This is a genomic window from Haloarcula sp. CBA1131 (assembly GCF_008728975.1).
Lineage (GTDB): Archaea > Halobacteriota > Halobacteria > Halobacteriales > Haloarculaceae > Haloarcula > Haloarcula hispanica.
Genome location: NZ_RPCY01000001.1, coordinates 2,023,121 through 2,042,115 on the forward strand (window position 1 = coordinate 2,023,121; position 18,995 = coordinate 2,042,115).

At 65.5% G+C, this 18,995-nt stretch carries 18 protein-coding genes; 12 read left to right on the forward strand and 6 right to left on the reverse strand.

What is annotated here, in order from left to right; genetic code table 11:
• The first annotated feature begins 25 nt into the window (after positions 1 to 25).
• Positions 26 to 952 carry an NAD-dependent epimerase/dehydratase family protein gene (locus Har1131_RS10305; protein ID WP_151146305.1) on the forward strand — a complete coding sequence of 309 codons (927 nt, stop codon included), beginning with the start codon at positions 26 to 28 and terminating at the stop codon, positions 950 to 952.
• Between the two features lie 8 nt (positions 953 to 960).
• Here the strand turns inward: Har1131_RS10305 and Har1131_RS10310 are convergent, their stop codons facing one another.
• Positions 961 to 1,416, reverse strand: coding sequence for a YbhB/YbcL family Raf kinase inhibitor-like protein (locus Har1131_RS10310; protein WP_023843259.1), 456 nt, complete (start codon positions 1,414 to 1,416; stop codon positions 961 to 963).
• A 48-nt stretch (positions 1,417 to 1,464) separates the two neighbouring features.
• Between Har1131_RS10310 and Har1131_RS10315 the strand changes: the two genes are divergently transcribed.
• From Har1131_RS10315 to Har1131_RS10330, 4 genes are all read left to right on the forward strand, one after another.
• Positions 1,465 to 2,247 (forward strand): DUF2797 domain-containing protein, encoded by a 783-nt coding sequence (locus tag Har1131_RS10315; RefSeq protein ID WP_151146310.1) that lies wholly within the window; start codon positions 1,465 to 1,467, stop codon positions 2,245 to 2,247.
• Positions 2,248 to 2,324: 77 nt separating this feature from the next.
• Entirely contained in the window at positions 2,325 to 3,341 is a 1,017-nt protein-coding gene (locus Har1131_RS10320; protein WP_129755760.1) for a PGF-CTERM sorting domain-containing protein, read from the forward strand.
• Complete coding sequence (locus tag Har1131_RS10325) at positions 3,334 to 3,636, forward strand: hypothetical protein (protein ID WP_050038046.1); 303 nt, start codon at positions 3,334 to 3,336, stop codon at positions 3,634 to 3,636. Before Har1131_RS10320 ends, Har1131_RS10325 begins: the two co-directional genes overlap by 8 nt.
• 225 nt (positions 3,637 to 3,861) lie before the next feature.
• Positions 3,862 to 4,296 carry a hypothetical protein gene (locus tag Har1131_RS10330; RefSeq protein WP_014040323.1) on the forward strand — a complete coding sequence of 145 codons (435 nt, stop codon included), beginning with the start codon at positions 3,862 to 3,864 and terminating at the stop codon, positions 4,294 to 4,296.
• A 150-nt stretch (positions 4,297 to 4,446) separates the two neighbouring features.
• On the opposite strand, the gene Har1131_RS10335 is transcribed toward Har1131_RS10330, so the two are convergent.
• Together Har1131_RS10335 and Har1131_RS10340 are read right to left on the reverse strand one after the other, a co-directional pair.
• Entirely contained in the window at positions 4,447 to 6,693 is a 2,247-nt protein-coding gene (locus Har1131_RS10335; protein WP_151146312.1) for a PAS domain-containing protein, read from the reverse strand.
• Positions 6,694 to 6,855: 162 nt separating this feature from the next.
• The gene (locus tag Har1131_RS10340) at positions 6,856 to 8,475 is read right to left on the reverse strand and encodes a long-chain-fatty-acid--CoA ligase (RefSeq protein ID WP_151146315.1); all 1,620 of its coding nucleotides are present in this window, start codon (positions 8,473 to 8,475) and stop codon (positions 6,856 to 6,858) included.
• A gap of 134 nt (positions 8,476 to 8,609) precedes the next feature.
• Between Har1131_RS10340 and Har1131_RS10345 the strand changes: the two genes are divergently transcribed.
• Genes Har1131_RS10345 through Har1131_RS10365 form a run of 5 tightly spaced genes read left to right on the forward strand, consistent with a single transcriptional unit; the run spans position 8,610 to position 13,298 of the window.
• Complete coding sequence (locus tag Har1131_RS10345; protein ID WP_050038043.1) at positions 8,610 to 9,569, forward strand: 1,4-dihydroxy-2-naphthoate polyprenyltransferase; 960 nt, start codon at positions 8,610 to 8,612, stop codon at positions 9,567 to 9,569.
• Positions 9,566 to 10,612 (forward strand): mandelate racemase/muconate lactonizing enzyme family protein, encoded by a 1,047-nt coding sequence (locus Har1131_RS10350; protein WP_151146318.1) that lies wholly within the window; start codon positions 9,566 to 9,568, stop codon positions 10,610 to 10,612. Before Har1131_RS10345 ends, Har1131_RS10350 begins: the two co-directional genes overlap by 4 nt.
• Positions 10,605 to 12,131, forward strand: a complete 1,527-nt coding sequence (locus tag Har1131_RS10355; RefSeq protein ID WP_151146324.1) for an AMP-binding protein — start codon at positions 10,605 to 10,607, stop codon at positions 12,129 to 12,131. The genes Har1131_RS10350 and Har1131_RS10355 overlap by 8 nt, the downstream gene beginning before the upstream one ends.
• 51 nt (positions 12,132 to 12,182) lie before the next feature.
• A complete protein-coding gene (locus Har1131_RS10360; RefSeq protein WP_151146327.1) occupies positions 12,183 to 12,920 on the forward strand; it encodes an NRDE family protein in 738 nt (245 codons plus the stop codon).
• A gap of 27 nt (positions 12,921 to 12,947) precedes the next feature.
• A complete protein-coding gene (locus tag Har1131_RS10365; RefSeq protein ID WP_004517952.1) occupies positions 12,948 to 13,298 on the forward strand; it encodes a hypothetical protein in 351 nt (116 codons plus the stop codon).
• Between the two features lie 39 nt (positions 13,299 to 13,337).
• On the opposite strand, the gene Har1131_RS10370 is transcribed toward Har1131_RS10365, so the two are convergent.
• Positions 13,338 to 14,255 carry a 1,4-dihydroxy-2-naphthoyl-CoA synthase gene (locus tag Har1131_RS10370; protein ID WP_050038039.1) on the reverse strand — a complete coding sequence of 306 codons (918 nt, stop codon included), beginning with the start codon at positions 14,253 to 14,255 and terminating at the stop codon, positions 13,338 to 13,340.
• Between the two features lie 95 nt (positions 14,256 to 14,350).
• On the opposite strand from Har1131_RS10370, the gene Har1131_RS10375 reads away from it, so the two are divergent.
• Together Har1131_RS10375 and Har1131_RS10380 are read left to right on the forward strand one after the other, a co-directional pair.
• Entirely contained in the window at positions 14,351 to 14,665 is a 315-nt protein-coding gene (locus Har1131_RS10375; protein WP_044951827.1) for a hypothetical protein, read from the forward strand.
• 58 nt (positions 14,666 to 14,723) lie between these two features.
• Complete coding sequence (locus Har1131_RS10380) at positions 14,724 to 15,677, forward strand: J domain-containing protein (RefSeq protein ID WP_151146330.1); 954 nt, start codon at positions 14,724 to 14,726, stop codon at positions 15,675 to 15,677.
• 4 nt (positions 15,678 to 15,681) lie between these two features.
• Here Har1131_RS10380 and menD read toward each other — a convergent pair whose 3' ends face one another.
• The gene (gene menD / locus Har1131_RS10385) at positions 15,682 to 17,460 is read right to left on the reverse strand and encodes a 2-succinyl-5-enolpyruvyl-6-hydroxy-3-cyclohexene-1-carboxylic-acid synthase (protein WP_151146333.1); all 1,779 of its coding nucleotides are present in this window, start codon (positions 17,458 to 17,460) and stop codon (positions 15,682 to 15,684) included.
• Positions 17,457 to 18,794 (reverse strand): isochorismate synthase MenF, encoded by a 1,338-nt coding sequence (locus tag Har1131_RS10390; RefSeq protein ID WP_151146336.1) that lies wholly within the window; start codon positions 18,792 to 18,794, stop codon positions 17,457 to 17,459. Before Har1131_RS10390 ends, menD begins: the two co-directional genes overlap by 4 nt.
• Between the last annotated feature and the right edge of the window lie 201 nt (positions 18,795 to 18,995).

Below are 18,995 nucleotides of genomic sequence, written 5' to 3' on the forward strand. Positions count from 1 at the left end.
TTCTCGCATAGGAAGCATCGCAACTATGGACGTATCAGAGAAGCGAATAGTCGTCACCGGCGGGGCGGGCTTTATCGGGTCGCATCTGGTTGAGCGCCTTGTTCCGGATAACGACGTACTGGTTGTCGACAACGAAGCGAACGGACAATCCGAGTGGGTCCATGAGGACGCGACCTATCTGGATGGTGACCTCACCGACCCCGACGCCGTCGCCGAGGCTATCACCAGCGATGTTGACCTCGTCGTCCATCTAGCGGCGTCGAAACTGGTCGACACGGACACGCCCCGCCGACAGTTCGAGGACAACAGCGACATCACGTACAACATCCTCGAACGGATGCAGGAGACCGGTGTCGAGAACCTCGTGTTTACGTCGTCGTCCACTGTATACGGCGAAGCGCCGCGGCCGACCCCGGAGGATTACGCGCCGCTCGAACCGATCAGCGTCTACGGCGCGACGAAACTCGCCGAGGAGTCGCTCGTCTCGACGTACGCCCACAGCCACGACATCCAGTCCTGGGTGTTCCGGTTTGCGAACATCGTCGGCCCGCGCCTGCGCGGCGCGGTCATTCCCGATTTCATCGAGAAGCTCACCGAAGACTCGTCGACGCTGACGATTCTCGGTGACGGCCGTCAAGAGAAGTCCTATATGCACATCTCCGAGTGCATCGACGCGATGCTGTTCGCCGTCGAACACGCCGACAAGGACCACAACGTGTTCAATCTCGGGACGCGGACCACCACGTCAGTCGACCGCATCGCCAGCATCGTCGCCGACGAGATGGGCATCAACCCCGAGTACGAGTACACCGGCGGTGACCGCGGCTGGACGGGTGACGTGCCGCGAATGCGCCTCTCCGTCGACAAGCTCTCGGCACTGGGCTGGGAGCCCGAACAGTCGAGCGACGACGCGGTGCGGCAGTCGACCCGCGAACTACTCGAAGAACTCTGAGCGCGGCGTCAGGCCGGGTACGTACCGTTTAATTGTGCTTTTTCGACGACGTGGCCGCTGGCCGCGTCGTACACGTCGTCCTTGTCCGCTGCCGGGGAGAGGTCGAGCGTCGTGTCTAGCGCGTACAGCAGGAAACGGTACGTGTGCTCCCGGTCCGGCGGGCTCGGACCGCCCCAGCCGACCTCGCCGAAGTCGTTCTGTCCCTCTGTGGCCTCGTCGGGTGCCCATCCCTCTGGAATCCGGTCGATATCCGGCGGGATGTTCCAGATGAGCCAGTGGTCCCACACCTTCCCGGCCGGCTCTTCGGCGTCCGGGTCGTCGACGATGAGGAGGAGCGACGACGCGGCTGACGGGACGTTCTCGACTTCCAGCGGGGGGTTCGTGTTCGCTGCCGAGTAGCCGTGTTCCTCGGGGATGCGCTCGCCGTCGTCGAAGGCCGGACTACGGAGCTGTAGGTCTGCCATGTCGGGAGATATGACAGACAAACACAAAAACGTCGTCCCGGCAGCCATTTGCGGCTCCGCACCGAACCGCCGGACGTGCAGGTCGTGGGCTACCATGCGCGGGTCGACGAACACGCCGCGCTCCTGTTAGCCGAGGGCGGGAGCGTCACTACTGAGCGACTTGACCCGGGAACCGAACTCTCCTATACGCTCGGGGAGCGCCACTGCGCCGGCGCGGTCGACGGCGACCGACATTTTCACTGCGACAATGACTCTGCGCCGTACTGCCCGGAACACACCGACATCTGGCCGTGTGCCCGCTGTACCGGTGACTGCAACAAGCCCCTCGACACCTGCGACGAGGAACACGCGGTGTATCTGGCGGCGTTCGCGCCGGATGTCATCAAGGTCGGCGTCACCCGCTCCTGGCGGCTGGAAACACGGCTCCGTGAGCAGGGGGCTGACAGGGCCGCCCACCTCCGGACCGTCGCCGACGGCCGAATCGCCCGGCAGGTCGAGGCCGACATCGCCGTCGAGTTGGGAGACCGGGTCAGAGTTCCCACGAAGATATCGGGATTCGACCAGTCCGTCGACACGGACTGGTGGGCGTCGCTCTGTGAGCGCTATGACCCGCTGGCGACCTACGACTTCGAGTACGACCTGTCCCTTTCGGACCGTCCGATGGCCGAAACCCTGGCGACGGGGACTGTCCGGGGGACGAAGGGGCGAGTCGCCGTGCTTGAGAACAACAGCAGCGTCTACGCCGTCGACCTCCGACAGCTCGTCGGCTACGAACTCACAGACGGCGGAACGGACCGCGACCTCCAGTCGAGTCTCGGTGCGTTCAGGTAACACGCGAGACTGGCGTCGCTGTAATCCGTACTTGTCCGTGCAGAAGACATTTAGTGGCGGCTGTTGCCCATCCTCGTGTGCGACGTGAAACCCTCCTGACCGGTGGCGTGGTCGTGGTCGTCCTGACCATGCTCATCGGTGCAACAGCGGTCCCCGGCGCGCTCTCCGAACCACAGGACGACGTTCGCGAGAGCTATCTCGACCTCCGCGAGACGACCATCGAACCGGCGTCGGTCGACGGCCAGACAGTGACGCTCTCTATCGACGCCCGGCTCTCGCACCGCGGCGGTCCCGCCGAGAACGTCACCGTCGAGACGCGGGCCATCGACGCGGACACCGGCCTCGTCGCGACGACGACGCGGCAGTCAGTCGGCACAATCGAAGGGGAACGAGAGGTATCGGTGCGGTCGAACATCACGGTCGAGCGGGCAGGCGGCTATCGTATCGACACAATCGTCTACGAGGACGGTGACCGCGTCGAGACCGGTCAGCAATCGGTCCAGAACGTCGACGCGCTCACGCCGGCGTACGCCCGGAGTAGCGTGACCTTCCAGCGGTTCGAGAACGCCGGCGTCCCGCTCGATTCCATCACCTACCGAATCGACGGCGTCTCGGACAACCGGACGACACTGAACGTCTCAGTGTACGTCACGAACGCCGGCAACGACCCGTCTGATGACCTTTCGCTCCGGCTCCGGGCGCGGCAGGCCGACTCGAACGTCATCGCCGACGAGTCGACCGTGCGGGTCGGCCAGATTCGCCCCGGCCGGACGGAAATCGTCAGAACCCAGCTGACGGTGCCTGACGGCTACAACTACTGGCTCGACGGCATGCTGCTCTCCGACGGCGTCATCGTCGGGACCGAAAGTTCCCCGGCGAACCTCCATCCGACGGAGCGCCTCCAGGAGAACGAAACACGACAGGAAGTCGGCTTCCAGTCCAGCGACTTCGAGCAGGACCGGCCGGAGGGCCAGGATATGGACGAGCCACAGCAGACGATGGCTGAAGAAGGTCCCGGCTTCACGGCGCTGGCCGGACTGATTGCGGTCCTCGCAAGCGCGCTCCTCATCGCACGGAGACAGACCAATGAGTGATACCTCCAACACCGACACAGTGGCACAGGATATCGACGCGGAGACCGGCGACACTGTCGACGAGCCAGACGGCGACTCTGGTCCGGCGATAGCTATCTACGCGCAGTGGGCAGTGTTCGCTATTCTCACGCTCGTGGCGCTCATCGCGACACTGCAGTTCTACTTCTCCGCGTCGTCGGCGATTGATACGTTCGTGACTGACCGATACCGGCCACTGTTCAACGCGGCGTTCAACCTCGCCGTGGTGCTCGCCTGTGGGCTCGGCCTCTCGGTGCTGGTCCGACGGCTCGCCTGAGCCCGGCACCATCCATGTCAAGCGCCCGCAGTCGCCGTTTCACTGTTCCGAGGTCTCAGGCGAGTTGCAGCGCCATCGCTGATATGAGTTCGGCTAACTGTACCGGGGCGACGAACCCCCCGAAGACAGCGCGATTCTCCGGACCAGCGCCCCCGCTGACCAGCTGTCTACTCGGGCTATCTCTGGACGGCAACCCTTTTCAGCGGGCCAACCAAAACCGGGCGTATGGCAGACGATGAACCCGAAAACGCTGACGAATCGGCGGACGCGACCGAGGACGGCGGCGAGGAGAAGTCCTTCCGCGAGCGGGTCGAGGAGATCCGACAGCAGCGCGCCGAGGAGCGCGAAGAAGGCGAGGGCGACGGCAAAGAGATGAGCCGCGAGGAGCGCATGGAAGAGATGATGGGCGGTGGCGGTGGCCCCGGCGGCATGGGCGGGGGCAACCCCTTCGCGCAGATGATGGGCGGCATGATGGGCGGCGGCCCCGGCGGCCCCGGTCCGGGCGGCCCCGGCGGCATGGGCGGCGGCCCGCCAGGGCAGCACGAGGAATCGGGCGGCAACGACAACGAGGAACTCACCCGTGAGATGCGAAAGCTCCGGGACGAAGTCCACGACATGCGACGCTCGCTCGACCGCATCGCCGACGCGCTCGAAGACTAACGGAACACGACTTGCCGACGTTTTTGCAGACAAACGAGGCAGAGACATCTCCTCCAGATAGATCGCGTCCGCTCACCATCGAACAGTGGCGAGGCGACGACCGGCTCCCAGTGAGTGCCAGCAAAACCGCAAACGACTCCTCGACAGTCGCTACACCTCGTCAAACGAGACGCCGGTAACCTCGAAGCGTGCACCACCGTCCGCGCTATCGCGAACGTTGATTTCCCAGCCGTGGGCCTCCGCGACCTTCCGGGCGATACTGAGCCCGAACCCGGTCCCCTCCGTGCTCGTCGAGTAGCCGACTTCGAACACGGTGTCGCGGTCGGCTTCGGGGATGCCGGGGCCGTCATCCGCGACGTAGAATCCGTCGTCTACCGCCCCGACCGTCACGGTTACGTCCGCCCCGGCGTGCTCGACCGCGTTCCGAACGAGGTTCTCGAATAGCTGCTTCAGACGGCTCTCGTTTGCCAGGACGGTCCGGTCGATGTCGGTGACGAGCGTGGCATCGGCTGTCTCGACGTTCGTCCAGCAATCTTCCACGAGCGATGCGAGCGCGACCGGTTCGCGGTCGGTCACCGTCTCCCCGTCCTGTGCCAGCGTGAGCAGGTCCGTTATCAGCGTGTCCATCCGCTCGTGTGCCCGCTCGACAGCGGCCAGATGCTCGCTCTCGCACTCCTCGCGTGCTAGTTCCAGTCGTCCCTCGGCGACGGTCAGCGGATTCCGCAGGTCGTGGGAGACGACGCTGGTAAACGCTTCGAGCCGGTCGTTGTGCTGTTCGAGTTCCTGCTGGTGGTCGCGCAACTGTTCGGTCCCTTCGACCTGCTTGAGCGCGCTGGTGACGTGTCCGGCCAGGATCTCACCGAGGACGACGTCCCGCTGGTCGAACGCCGCGGCCGTCTCCGAACCGGCCAGCAGGATTCCGTGCTCGCCGAGCGGGAGATATAGCTCGCTCTTGATCGGCGTGTCCGGGTTGTAGATGTCGGGGTCGGCATGGACGCCATCGACGGCGAGCGCGTCGCCGGACTCGTAGACACGCCACGCGATGCTGCCTCCGGGCGTGAAGGTCGGCAAATCGTCTAGCAGGTCGTATATCGCGTCGGACGCGGCGACCGGTTCGAGGGTCCGGTCGCCCTCGTCGTAGAGGTGGATCGTGTTCGCTTCGAGCCCGAGCACAGTGCACGCCGTGTCGACGCCGATCTCGGCGACTTCCTCGCGTGTGTCTGCCTGAAGGAGGTTCTGTACAGACTCACTGAGAGCTCTGAGGCGGTGTTCGTGTTCCTTCCGTTCAGTAATGTCCTGCTGGAATCCGACGTAGTTGACGACTGTTCCGTCGTCGTCGCGGACCGGGGCGATAGTCACCTGATTCCAGAACATCGTTCCGTCCTTCCGGTAGTTCCGGAGTTCGACCGACACGGGTTCGTCTGCGTCGATGGCCGCTCGCATCGCGTCGACCGGCTCGGATTCGGTCTCCTCGCCCTGCAGGAACCGGCAGTTATGGCCGTACACCTCCGACTCCGTGTAGCCGGTCAGTTCCAGAAACTGCCTGTTGGCGTAGGTGATCGGGTTATCATCTTGTTCGGGGCTGGTAATCGTGATCCCGACCGGTGCCTCGTCCATGGCACGTTTGATCCGGGAAAGTTCCTCTTCGCCGTCTCGCTGGTCGGAGATATCCCGGACAGTACAGACCAGTTCACCGCGGTCGGTCCGCGCGAGTACGTGGTCTTCCGTGAACGTGCTCCCGTCGGCACGGAGCCCGGTCGTCGTCCCACTCCAGTACCCAGTTTCATCGACAGTCGGGACGATCTCGTCGTAGATTCGCGGGATGTCCTCCGCCTGATACAGTAGCTCCCAGTGCTCACCGACCATCTCGTCCGGTTCGTAGCCGTAGAGGTCGGCGTAGGCTTCGTTGACGAAAATGAACGTCCCGTCTTCGTCGAGAATGCTGATTCCTTCCTGTGCGGTCTCGATGGCGTCGAGTTGGCGGTTGCGCTCGCGTTTGACGCGCTGAGACTCCACAGCGTTCGTGATTCTGTTCGCGAGCACCGCGTACTGGTCGGTGCCGCTTTGTTTCTGTAGATAGTCGGTGACACCGGCCGAAATCGCATCGCTGGCGATCTCTTCGGAGCCTTTGCCGGTGTAGAGAATGAAGGGGAGCGAACCGTACTCCTCGCGGACGGTTTCGAGGAACTGGATCCCGTTCCGGTCAGGCATGTCGTAGTCGGAGACGACGCAGTCGACGGCGGTGTCGGCCAGGATTTCCAGTCCCGCCGCGGCGCTCGTCGCGGCCTGCACGTCTAACCGGTCGTCCTCACGTTCGAGAAACGACGCCGTCATGTCGGCAAATCCCGGCTCGTCGTCGACGTGGAGAATACGCATCGTCTCAGCGATATCAGTCATAACTCTGCCCGTTAACCATACATTACAGCACAGTGACTTAATAGATCGCCTCTGGAGGCAAGAACCGGCCTACCGACGTCGCCGGACCGAAATGTCTGCTATCGCGCGATTCAGGATAAGTCTTATATAATTGATATTTGTGGCGAATGGTGCTGTGCGCCGCTATCCCTGGCCGACCATCTCGTCCTCGTCTTCCCACTCCTGTTCGCGGAGTTCGTACTTCTGGACTTTCCCGGTCGCTGTCGTGGGTAGTTCCTCGACGAACTCGACGCGGCGGACGACTTTGTAGGTTGCCAGTTCCTCTCGGGTGAAGTTCCGGAGATCCTCGGCCGTCACGCCCGGGTTGTCGGGGTCACCGGAGTTCGGGACGACGAAGGCCTTCGGCGTCTCGCCCCACTCGTCGCTCGGCGCGGGGATAACTGCGACATCGCTGACGGCGTCGTGTTCGTAGAGGGTGTCCTCCAGTTCGATGCTGGAGATGTTCTCGCCGCCGGAGATGATGATGTCCTTCTTGCGGTCGCGGATGGCGATCATGCCGTCCTCGTCGACTGTCGCCAGGTCACCCATGTGGTAGTAGCCCTCGACGCGGTCGGAGAAGGCCTCCTCCGTCTGTTCGGGCTTGTTCCAGTAGCGGTCCATCACCTGATTGCCGCGGACGACGACCTCCCCCAGCGTCTCGTCGTCGTGTGGCACATCGTTGCCGTCCTCGTCGACGACCCGGACATCGGTCCCGAGGTAGCCGATACCTTGGCGCTTCTTGACGCTGAAGCGGGCGTTGCTCCCGTCCTCGAAGAAGCGCCGGGCGTCCGAGGTCGTGACGAGCGGGCCGGTTTCGGTCGCGCCGTAAACGTGTTTCAGGTACCAGCCGAAGTCGTCCTCGACGGTTCGGATGACGGCCTCCGGCGGTGCGCTGCCGGCCGTCGCGATGCGCACGTCGTTCGCACCGGTCGTCTCGATTTCCCCGTCGTGGGCCGCATAGCGATCCGCAAGGATGTTCAACACCGTCGGCGCGCCACAGAGATAGGACACGTCCTCAGTCCTGACGGCGTCGAAGATGCCTTCGGCATCAACACCGCGGGTGCAGACGTGTTTCGCGCCCATCCCGGTGACCGAGAAGATGTGCCCCCAGCCGTTGACGTGGAACATCGGGAGCGTCCAGAGGTAGACATCGTCGTCCGAGATTTCCTGATGGAGCGCAACGATGTAGGCGTGGAGTGTCTCGGTCCGGTGGGTCCGACAGACACCCTTCGGGTCGCCGGTGGTTCCCGAGGTGTAGTTGATGGTGATGAGGTCGTCCTCGTCCATCTCTGGCCGCTCGTAGTCGGTTCCCGCCTCCTCGATGATTTCGTCGAAGGACTCCCAGTCGCCGTCGACGGCATCCGTGTCGTTGGTGACGAAGATATCAGTGGGCACCTCGTCGCGAATCGGCTCGATTTTATCCGCGTACTCGTAGTCCGCGTAAACGGCGTCGACTTCGGCGTCCGAGAGGATATATTCGAAATCGTCCGGCACGAGCCGGTAGTTCAGCGGCGTGTGGACCGCGCCCAGCTGCATGGTTCCGTAGGCCGCTTCGAGCTGGTAGTGCGTGTTCGGGTCCAAGACGGCCACCCGGTCCCCCTTCTCGATGCCACGGGCAGCCATCGCCGCCGAGAACCCGTCGGCTCGTTCCCCGAACTCGTCGTACGTGAAGCGCTCACCGGTCGTGGCGACGATAGCCTCTTTGTCCCCGTAGTATTCCCGCGCACGGTCGAGAAAATCCGTGGTAAGCAGTGGCTTATGCATCTCAGGCTATCGTATGGTTAATCATGATAAAGTGGTTGTGATACTCCCCTGATTTTGCTGTCTCGGCACCGGTTATATTTAGGGTGCCTGTCGAACCACAGTCGCTTTGAGGATAGCGTCCCCAGTTTTGAGCAATGAGTACAGCGACGGCAGACGTTTCGAAGCGGCAGGCGTGGGTGATGGCCGCGCGGCCACAGACACTGCCTGCCGGGGCCGCGCCGGTCATCGTTGGGATGGGCCTGGCAGTCCACGCCGGTGTCTTCGCTCTGTTGCCGGCAGTCGCGGCGCTGGTGGGTGCGCTGCTTATCCAGATTGGAACGAACTTTGCGAACGACTACTACGACGCGGTAAAGGGGGCCGACACCGACGAGCGTGAGGGATTCACCCGTGTGACCGCTGGCGGCCTCATCGACGCCGAGGAGGTCAAACGGGCGATGATAGCGACCTACGGCCTCGCTGTCGTCATCGGCGTTTATCTCGTCGCCGTCGGCGGTCTCCCCATCGTCGTGGTTGGCCTCTCGGGCATCGCCGCCGGGGTTCTCTACACCGGCGGTCCGTTCCCCTACGGCTACCGCGGTCTCGGCGACCTGTTCGTGTTCGTTTACTTCGGTCTCGTCGCTGTGACCGGCACATATTACGTGCAGGCCGTGGCGAGCGCAAGCGGCGTCGGTACGTTCCCGATGACGCTCCCGCCGGGGTCGGTCACTGCTGCTGCCATCACGGCAAGCCTCCCAGCGGCCGGGCTGTCGACGGCGATTCTCGTCGTCAACAACATCCGAGACCGCGAGACGGACCGCGCCGCTGGCAAGAAGACGCTGGCCGTCTATCTGGGCTACGGGTGGAGCCGCGTCGAGTTCCTCCTGATGGTCGGGATGGCCTACGTCGTCCCGGTCGTGTTCGCCCTCAACAGCCGGTACGGTCTGCCCGCACTGGCCCCGCTGCTGACCCTCCCACTGGCGGCGACTATTTCGAAGACAGTCCTCACACAGACCGACGGCGAGGCACTGAATCCGACACTCGAACGGGTCGGGCAGACGCTCTTTGTCCACTCCGTCCTGTTCGCGCTGGGACTCGCCGTCCCACAGCTACTATGAAGGTCGACCCGTTCTCGCTCCCGCTGTCGAGTCCGCTCGCCACCGCCCGCGAGACCATCAGCCAGCGCTCGGGGTTCGTCGTCCGCTACGACCACCGCGGCGAAACGGGTGTCGGCGAAGCCACGCCGCTTCCGGGCTGGACGGAGTCGGTCGACGACTGCCAGCGCGGGCTCAACGACGCTGCCACGGTTGCAATTGACGGCGGCCACACCGACATTCTCCTGTCGCTGGACGCCGCGTCCGTCCCCGCCGCCCGACACGGCTTTGCGACCGCGCTACTGGACGCCGACGCCAGAGCCGACGGCGTGCCGCTGTACCAGTGGTTCGAGCCCGACAGGCGATGCGACCGGGTCCCGGTCAACGCGACGGTCGGCGACGGGTCACCGGCCGAGACAGCCGACGCCGTCGAGCAGGCGGTCGAGGCCGGCTACGACTGCTGTAAGCTCAAAGTGGGAAAGCACACCGTTGATGAAGATGTCGCGCGCGTTCAGGCCGTCCGTGAGCGCGTGGGCGACGACGTGACGCTTCGCGCCGACGCCAACGGCGCGTGGTCCCGCAAGGAGGCCGCTAACGCCTTCGACCGGCTCGCACCGCTGGACGTGGCCTACGTTGAACAGCCACTCCCGGCCGATGACCTCACGGGACACGCCGGGCTTCGAGGCAACGGGGTCGGCGTTGCGCTCGACGAGTCCCTCGTCGACCGCCGGGTCGACAGCGTCCTCGATGCCGACGCAGCCGACGTGCTGATACTGAAGCCGATGGTGCTGGGCGGCCCCGGCAACGCCCACACGCTGGCACTCCGGGCACGCGAACAGGGTGTCGAGCCGGTCGTCACGACGACCATCGACGCCGTCGTTGCCCGCCTTGCGGCGCTGCACGTCGCCGCCGCGATTCCCGACGTTTCGGCCTGCGGTCTGGCGACCGGCGACCGACTGGCGGCCGACCTCGCGCCGGACCCGACGACAGTAACGGATGGTGCGATGTCGGTCCCCCAGTCGACCGGTCTGGGAATCGATCCGACAGAGGTGGGGACCGATGCGTGACCCCCTCAATTGGCCGACACAGGACCTCGTAACGCACCGCGCCGACACGACACCCGACCGAACGGCGATGGTCGCGGCGGCCTCCGGGAACGCGGTCACCTACCGGAAACTCGATGCTGCCGTCGATGCGGTGGCTGCCGAACTCGACCGGCGGGTCGACGCCCCGGACGCCACCGTTGCGACGCTCCTGCCAACCCAGCCGGCGGTCGGAACGCTCCTCTTTGCGGCGATGCGACTGGGGGCGACACTCGCGCCGCTGAACGTCGAACTCGACGCGGCGACGCTCCAAAGCCAGCTCTCGACAGTTGACGCGGACCTGCTGGTCTGTGGAGACAGCACCGCGTCGCTGGCGGCCGACATCGACGGCTGTCCCACCGTTTCGGTCCACAGGGAACTGTCAGCGGCTGCCGTCGCCGACGAGACAGCAGCGGCGGGTTCGGCTGATGAAACAGCCACCGACGTGACCCCGGCAGCCCTCTCCCGGGCGGACACCCAGCTGGTCATCTTCACCTCGGGGACGACCAGCGAGCCGAAAGGCGTCCGACTGACCGTCGGCAACCTCGTCGCTAGCGCCGTCGCGTCGTCGTACCGCCTCGGCGTGCTTCCGGATGACCGCTGGCTGGTCTGCTTACCGACCTACCACATGGGCGGACTGGCTCCGTTCATCCGGAGCGCGCTATACGGCACTGCGGCCGTCGTCCAGCAGTCGTTCGACGCCGACGCGACCCAGCGGGTCATCGCGGAGCACGGGGTGACAGGCGTCTCGCTGGTGCCGACGATGCTGTCGCGGCTGCTGGACGCTGGCTGGGAACCGCCGTCTTCGCTCCGCTTCGTCCTGCTCGGTGGCGGGCCGGCCAGCGAGAGCCTCATCGAGCGATGTCGGGAGCGGGGCGTTCCTGTCTGTCCGACCTACGGGATGACCGAGACGGCGTCCCAGATAGCGACAGCACGGCCTGAAACAGCATTCGAGCGGTCCGGAACCGTCGGCCAGCCGCTCGTTTTCACTGACGTAACGGTCGTCGCGGACGGCGAACCCTGCGACTCCGGCGAGCGAGGAGAAATCGTCGTCGACGGGCCGACGGTGACACCGGGCTACCTGAACGGCGACGGCGGCTCGTTCAGCGACCACGGGTTCCGGACCGGCGACATCGGCTACCGGGACGCGGACGGCCATCTCTGGGTCGAGGGTCGTGTCGACGACCAGATCGTGACCGGCGGGGAGAACGTCGACGCGAGCACGGTCGCCGCGGCGATTCGTGACCATTCAGCAGTTGCCGAAGCTGCCGTCGTGGGGCTCTCCGACGAGGAATGGGGCCAGCGCGTCGCCGCGCTGGTCGTCGGGGACATCTCGCCCGCGGCGGTTCGCGACCACTGCGCCGAGCGACTCGCGCCGTACGAAGTCCCGAAGACGGTTCGGATTGCCGACGCGCTTCCGCGGACGGCGTCCGGGACTGTCGACCGGTCCGCCGTTCGGTCGCTTCTTTCCGAGGATGACGAACCGAGCGACTCGATCCGGTAGTTCGGGATGCCGAGCCAAGCGGTTTTCTACGTCCGCAGTTTATGCAGTCCCGTGTGTACAATCGTCCTCGCGTGGCAGGTCTTCGACGGCACGCCGGTCGCGGTCGCGGCGAACCGCGACGAGCGGCTTGAAAGGCCATCGCAGCCGCCACAACAGCGCCACTGGGGGAGTCACGTCGTCGCGCCGGCCGACGAGGAGGCCGACGGGACGTGGATCGGCTACAACGAACACGGCCTGCTGGCGGCGGTGACGAACCGCTGGGTCGACGCTGACTTGGCCGGCGACCGCTCGCGCGGCCTGCTTGTCCGGGACGCGCTGAGTCACGAGAGCGCGGAGTCAGCTGCCCGCGCTGTCGAGCAAGCGACCAGAGACGCCGAATACTCGGGATTCAACCTTCTGCTGGCAGACGAGAACGCTGCCGTCCTGCTGGAATGGGACGGCCAGCTCGCGGTCCAGAACTTCCAGCCCGGCGTTCACGTCGTTGTCAACGTCGGGGCGGACGGCGACTACCGGATTCCAGCCCACCGACCCGACGCGGGCGAGGAGCAAGCGAACAATGCAACGCGGTTGCGCGAGGCGCTGGTTCCGGAGCCCTGTGAATCCGCCGGCGAATGGATGGACCGTGCGGGCGACACCATCAGCGACCACGAGTACGGTGTCTGCGTCCACGGCAACGGGTTCGGCACGCGGTCGTCGTCGCTCATCACGCTGGGTGCCGACAGGGAGTACCGGTACGCAGATGGGCCACCGTGCCGGACGCCCTACCGCCCGGTCGAAGGTCAGATTTAAGCGGCCGACTCACGGTGTACACAATACATGAGTTCAGCAGCGTCGGAGGCGGACCTTTCTGACGGCGAGCGGGCCGGGCTCGAACTGATTCGGGAGTCCGGTGGCATCCACCAGAGCGACTTCTGGAAGGAACTCGACGTCTCCTCGCGGAAGGGGAGTCGCATCGTCGAGTCCCTGTTCGAGAAGGACCTCATCCAGCGCGAGGAGACGGTGTACGAGGGGCACAACACGTACTACCTGACGCCCGCGGCCCGCGACCTCGACTTCTCGCTTCTGATGGCCGGTGACCAGCTCTCGCCGTTCATCGGCGACGAAGAGGTGGACCCCCACGACGACACCTTCTCGCAGTGGGTCATGACCCTCGCCTACGAGGACTGACCGTCGCTGGCGGTATCGTCCCGCAACTGCCCACGCCCGTTAGTAGTGCCACGGCACGTCGTCGAAGTCCGGGTCGCGGCCCTCGTTGAACGCGTCCCGTCCTTCCTGGGCCTCGTCGGTCATGTACGCCAACCGCGTCGCCTCGCCGGCGAACACCTGCTGGCCGACCATCCCGTCGGAGTCGAGATTGAACGCGTATTTCAGCATCCGCATCGCCGTCGGTGACTTCTCGTTCATCCGCTTGGCCCACTCGATGGCGGTGTCTTCCAGGTCCTCGTGGGGCACCACGTCGTTGACCATTCCCATGTCAGCGGCTTCGTCGGCATCGTAGGTCTTGCCGAGGAAGAACACTTCCCGGGCCTTCTTTTGGCCGACTTGCCGAGCGAGATACGCCGAGCCGAAGCCGCCGTCGAAGCTCCCCACGTCGGGGTCCGTCTGGAGGAACTTCGCGTGCTCCTCGCTGGCGAGCGTGAGGTCACAGACGACGTGCAGCGAGTGGCCGCCGCCGACGGCCCACCCCGGGACGACGGCGACGACGGGCTTTGGGATGTGGCGGATCTGACGCTGGACTTCGAGAATGTGGAGGCGGCCGACGTTCTCTGGCGCGTCGTCTGCCACGCCGTCGCTCTCATCTGTTTCTTCGGACCCGCTGTACTCGTAGCCACTTTCACCCCGAATGCTCTGGTCCCCGCCGGAACAGAACGCCCAGCCGCCGTCCTTCTCTGAGGGGCCGTTCCCGGTCAGGAGGACACAGCCCACGTCAGTCTGGCGCTTGGCGTGATCCAGTGCCGTCGCGAGTTCGTCGACCGTCTCCGGGCGGAAGGCGTTGCGCTTCCCCGGTCGGTCGAAGGCGATACGCACCGCGCCCGTGTCGGTCGAGCGGTGATAGGTGATGTCGGCGAAGTCGAACCGGTCGATGGCCGTCCACCGCTCCGGGTCGAATATTTCAGAGACCATACCGTGGCTCGGGACGGCCCTCGCAAAAAGATTCCTCGTACGTGCTACCACAGCGGAGGAAACCCTTTGGTGTCGCGCACCTGAACCGACTAGCGATGCCCTCCACATCGAACAAGAAAGCAATGGTGGGGATACTCGCGGGCCTCTCCATCGTTGTTGTCCTGTACAGTCTCATCATCGTCCAGCAGATTCTGCTCGGACTGATCGTGGCTGTGGTCCCCTGGCTCCTGTATCTGGTCGTACGGTTCATTCTCACGCTTGAACGGATCGCGACGGCGTTGGAACGACTTGCGACAGCGCGCGCCCGTGAGTCGGAGTCGGCTGGGTCTGGATCCGCTGGAGACTACCAGCGACCGTCCGAGTCGTACGAACGCGGTACGGAGACCGAAGGGGGCGTCGAGAACGAGTGATTGAGTGCGGTAGCTGGCAGCGAACGTCGGTCGCGCGCTTACAGGTGTTACGCCCGGCATGACGGAGACGTTCTACGAGGTACTGGGCGTTTCAACCGACGCCTCGACGGCGGCTATCGAAGCGGCGTACCGGGAGCGGCTGAAGGAAACCCATCCCGACGTGAGCGACGCGGCCGACGCCGGCGAGGCGACACAGCGACTCATCGAAGCCCGCGACGTACTCACCGACGAGGACGAGCGGGCGCGATACGACCGGGTGTGTCACGACGCCTACGTCGCGGGTGAGAGCGATATAGCGGACGGCGGCGGCAGTGACGCGGCCGAAGCGGCACGGCGCGCGGGCTACGACGGGTCTGCGTCGGCCGGCGACCGGACCGAAGCGAGCACTGACCGCAGTACATCTCGGACGAGTGCCCAGGAGCGGGCACGCCGCGAACGGGCCGCCAGGGACCGCGTCGCAGAGGACAGACACGAGCGCTCGACGGACGACACCGAGGCGTCGTCGAGCGACGACAAATCGAGCGAAACGACCAGCGAGACGGCGACAGCGTCTGAGTCAGATTCGGGCTGGCAATCCGGAACAACCGCGACCAGTGGCTTCAGCGACAACGCCGGCGGCGGTGCCACCTGGAGTTCGTCGTCCGTGTACTCTGTCCGCCAGACCGACACTCCCTCCCGCGGATCGCTTTTGGAGAAGCCAACCGGCCGGGGGCTGACACTGTTTGCCATTACCTTTGCGCTCTATCCGGTAATGCTGTTCAGCGCGCTGCTCCCGGCGTTCCCGCTGTGGGTCAATCTGACAATCGGGGTCTGCACCCTCTTCATGATCGGCTATCTCCAGTCCGAGCCCACTATCGCGATCATGGTATTCGGGAGCTGGAGCCTGACGACGACGGTGCTGCTGGTCACGCTGAACATCAGCGCGTTCTCGCTCATCGGGGCGCTCGCACTGTCGGGGACGTGGCTCCCGTTCGGACTGTCGCTGTTGACGGCGTCCGTGTTGCGGCTCTGAAAAATCAGTCGCCAGCGAGGGTTTCGGCGACCCGTTCGGCAAGCCGGGCTCTGACCGCGTGGCTGTCGCCCGCGTCGAACTGGACCTCGATGACTTGTGTCCCATCGGCTCGGACCGACTCGCCGAACCGCTCGCGGAACTGCCGGCGGTCGGCCACCCGCTCGAACTCCAGCGAGTAGAGCGCCTCCGTCGGCTCGAAATCGAGCCCGTGTGGCGTTCGGAACTGGTCCTCGAAGGTGGGGAGGTCATCGATTGGGAGCATGTGGAAGATGCCGCCGCCGTCGTTGTTGAGCAAGACGACCGTCGCGTCCACCGCACAGCGACCGAGCGCGAGGAGGCCGTTCATGTCGTGGTAGTACGCCAGGTCGCCGGTGACGAGCACGAGCGGGTCCGCCGTCGCGCTCCCGGCCCCGAGCGCCGTCGAGGTGATGCCGTCGATCCCGCTCGCCCCGCGGTTTCCAAGCACGGTCAGGTCGGCGTCACGGGGCCGGCCAAAGCGGTCCATGTCCCGTATCGGCATACTGTTGGAGACAAACAGCGTGGCCGGGTCCGGGGCCAGCGCGGCCACGTCAGAGAGGACGCCGCCTTCCCAGTAGGTTTCCGCGGCGGTTTCGCTCACGGCGTCCCAGTGGGTCTGTTCCGCCCTGGCGAACTGTTCGCGCCACGACGCCGCAACGCTACCCAGCGACCCTGCCGCGAGCGCATCCGCGGTGGCGTCGGGGTCAGCAACGAGCAGGTCCGTCGCCGTGAACTCGGCCTCCGACCAGCCGCCGGCCGGGTCAACGAGGAACTGCTGGCAGTCGGCGTCCCGGAGGTAGTGACGCAGCGGCTTCGAGGTCGGCGACGCACCGAACCGGACGACGACATCGGGGTCGCTCCACTCGTCGACGCCGTCGCTTCCGAGATAGCCGTCGTAGCCGCCACACACCGGCACGTCGAGGCGGTCGACGTGCGGGCCGAACCGCAGGTCCGACAGCGGATCCGCCAGAACGGGGAAGCCCGTGGCTGTTGCCAGCCGTTCAAGCGACTCTGCGCTGAGTCCCTGGTCGGCCGGCCCAGCGACGATGAGGCCCCGCTCGGCGGACCGAAGCGTGTCCTGTACCCGGCGCACCGTCCGCTCGTCCGGCGCAGCGACGCCCTGGCTCGTCGTGACGAACGGGCCGTCGCGGCCAACCTCGGCCGCGTCGTCGCCGCCCGCCCAGCCAGCGGGAACGCCCGCCGGGTCGTCATCTGGCATCGGCGTCGGCTCCAGCGGCTTCCGGAACCGACAGTTCAGGTGGACCGGCCCCGGGTCGGCGCCGGTGCTCTCTGCGAGCGCGCGGGCCGCGGTGGTCCGCAGCATTCGCACCTTCCGCGGCTCGGCCTCGGGCTCGGGCATATCCCGGTACCAGCGCACGGCGTCGCCGTACAGCTTTTCCTGATCGACGGTCTGGTTCGCTCCGCTGTCGATGAGTTCCGGCGGTCGGTCCGCCGTCAGCAAGAGTAGTGGAACACCTGACTGGTTCGCTTCGATGACCGCCGGGTGGTAGTTCGCCGCGGCAGTGCCGGAGGTACAGACCAGCGGCGTCGGCTCACCCGTCCGGCGGGCGCGACCCAGCGCGAAGAAGGCCGCCGAGCGCTCGTCGAGGTGGGAGAACACTTCGATGTCGGGGTGCTCGGCGAATGCCACCGTCAGCGGCGTCGAGCGACTGCCGGGCGAGAGACACACCGCGTCGACGCCACCCGCGGCGAGTTCGGAAACGAGCGTCTCCGCCCACAGCGTGTTGACGTTCGGGGCGGTCATTCTAGTTCGTCGAGTATCGGCCGGTATTTGAGCTGGACCTCGTCCCACTCGCGGTCGGGGTCGCTGTCCGCGACGATGCCCGCGCCTGCAAAGAGCGTCGCCTCGCGCTCCGTGGCGACGGCCGAGCGGATGCCGACGGCGAAGGTGCCGTTGCCGGCGGCGTCGACCCAACCGACCGGGGCAGCGTACCAGCCCCGATCGAATGCCTCTGTCTCGCGGATAGTCCGCAGCGCCGCGTCCGGGGGCAGTCCGCCCACGGCTGGCGTCGGGTGGAGCGCCTCGACGAGCGAGAGGACGTGCTCGTCGTCGTCCAGTTCAGCTGTTATCGATGTTCGAAGGTGCTGAACCGTGGCGAGTCGGCGAACGGTCCGGTCGCCGATGCGGACCGTCGAGGCGAACGGTTTCAGCTGGTCCCGTATCGCGTCGGCGACGAGCTTCTGTTCGTGACGGTCCTTCTCGCTGTCGAGGAGTTCGGCGGCGAGCCACTCGTCCTCGGCGGGCGTGTCGCCCCGCCCCGTCGAGCCAGCGAGGGCCTCCGTGCGGACGGTTCGCCCGCGGACCGACACCAGCCGCTCCGGCGTAGCCCCGAAGAAGGTGCCGCCGGAGTCGGGCGACAACATGAACCGGTAGCAGTCCGGGTACGTCTTCGACAACCGGGCCATCACGTCCGGGACCGATAGCTCCGCGTCCAGTGTGGCGCTGAGACTCTGGGCGAGCACGACCTTCTGGAGCTCGCCCCGGTCGATACTCTCTGTGGCGGCCGCCACCTGCTCGCGCCAGCCGTCCTGTGTTGGCGTGCGCTTCCGGTGTGAGATTCCCGGCGGTGTACCCGGATTGCGCTCGGAGTCTGCGACCAGCCGGTCGCGCCACTCCTCAAGCAGCGTCTCCGCTTCGGTCGCGGCCTCAGGTCCTGTCGCGACCGTTGTGAGCCAGGCATCGTCGTCCCTTCTGGTTACCTGTATTTCGGGGAGGAAAAACGCCGCACTGGGGAACCCATCCCAGGGAGAGTCCTCTCCTTCATGCGTTCCGTTGTGGAAAGCGAACCCGCCGAACGCTCGCGGTCGAGCGACGCTCGGGAGGTCGTCGGGAACTGAGCAGTCAGCGAACAGCGCTTCGACCGCTGTCCGCACGTCGTCGAACCGCGACTGCCCGTCGGCAGTCACAGTCGCCGCGCTCCCGCGGGCCGCGATTGACTCTGTACCGGCCGCCCAGAAGAACCGGGGGCGAGCGTCCGTTTCCAGTACCGCCCGCACCGGTGCATCGTCGAGGCGACACCCGCGTGCGACGACCGTTGTCTCACCAACCGTCGTCTCGTCACCACGCAGTGGTTCCATCAGCAATGCCTTAGGATTGCGCACCTTTGAGCCTAACTATACGCTCGATTCTGCGTAGTCGGAATCAATCAGAGAGACACGGTGGAACTGTCGATTTCACGCCGTTCTGGCCCGCCACGTACTCTGCCGGCTATTGGTTCAGATTCGCGGAAATTAATCTCTGAGTTTACGAATTTCCTCTCACGGTTCTACAATTGTAAT

What these genes read in the sequence shown, in the direction of transcription:
- Har1131_RS10365 (WP_004517952.1), top strand. Translation starts at nt 12,948, where the DNA reads ATGAGTTCAGCAGCGTCGGAGGCGGACCTTTCTGACGGCGAGCGGGCC.
- Har1131_RS10305 (WP_151146305.1), top strand. Translation starts at nt 26, where the DNA reads ATGGACGTATCAGAGAAGCGAATAGTCGTCACCGGCGGGGCGGGCTTT.
- Har1131_RS10355 (WP_151146324.1), top strand. Translation starts at nt 10,605, where the DNA reads ATGCGTGACCCCCTCAATTGGCCGACACAGGACCTCGTAACGCACCGC.
- menD (WP_151146333.1), bottom strand. Translation starts at nt 17,460, where the DNA reads ATGACCGCCCCGAACGTCAACACGCTGTGGGCGGAGACGCTCGTTTCC.
- Har1131_RS10325 (WP_050038046.1), top strand. Translation starts at nt 3,334, where the DNA reads ATGAGTGATACCTCCAACACCGACACAGTGGCACAGGATATCGACGCG.
- Har1131_RS10350 (WP_151146318.1), top strand. Translation starts at nt 9,566, where the DNA reads ATGAAGGTCGACCCGTTCTCGCTCCCGCTGTCGAGTCCGCTCGCCACC.
- Har1131_RS10330 (WP_014040323.1), top strand. Translation starts at nt 3,862, where the DNA reads ATGGCAGACGATGAACCCGAAAACGCTGACGAATCGGCGGACGCGACC.
- Har1131_RS10390 (WP_151146336.1), bottom strand. Translation starts at nt 18,794, where the DNA reads ATGGAACCACTGCGTGGTGACGAGACGACGGTTGGTGAGACAACGGTC.
- Har1131_RS10340 (WP_151146315.1), bottom strand. Translation starts at nt 8,475, where the DNA reads ATGCATAAGCCACTGCTTACCACGGATTTTCTCGACCGTGCGCGGGAA.
- Har1131_RS10345 (WP_050038043.1), top strand. Translation starts at nt 8,610, where the DNA reads ATGAGTACAGCGACGGCAGACGTTTCGAAGCGGCAGGCGTGGGTGATG.
- Har1131_RS10370 (WP_050038039.1), bottom strand. Translation starts at nt 14,255, where the DNA reads ATGGTCTCTGAAATATTCGACCCGGAGCGGTGGACGGCCATCGACCGG.
- Har1131_RS10335 (WP_151146312.1), bottom strand. Translation starts at nt 6,693, where the DNA reads ATGACTGATATCGCTGAGACGATGCGTATTCTCCACGTCGACGACGAG.
- Har1131_RS10380 (WP_151146330.1), top strand. Translation starts at nt 14,724, where the DNA reads ATGACGGAGACGTTCTACGAGGTACTGGGCGTTTCAACCGACGCCTCG.
- Har1131_RS10310 (WP_023843259.1), bottom strand. Translation starts at nt 1,416, where the DNA reads ATGGCAGACCTACAGCTCCGTAGTCCGGCCTTCGACGACGGCGAGCGC.
- Har1131_RS10375 (WP_044951827.1), top strand. Translation starts at nt 14,351, where the DNA reads ATGCCCTCCACATCGAACAAGAAAGCAATGGTGGGGATACTCGCGGGC.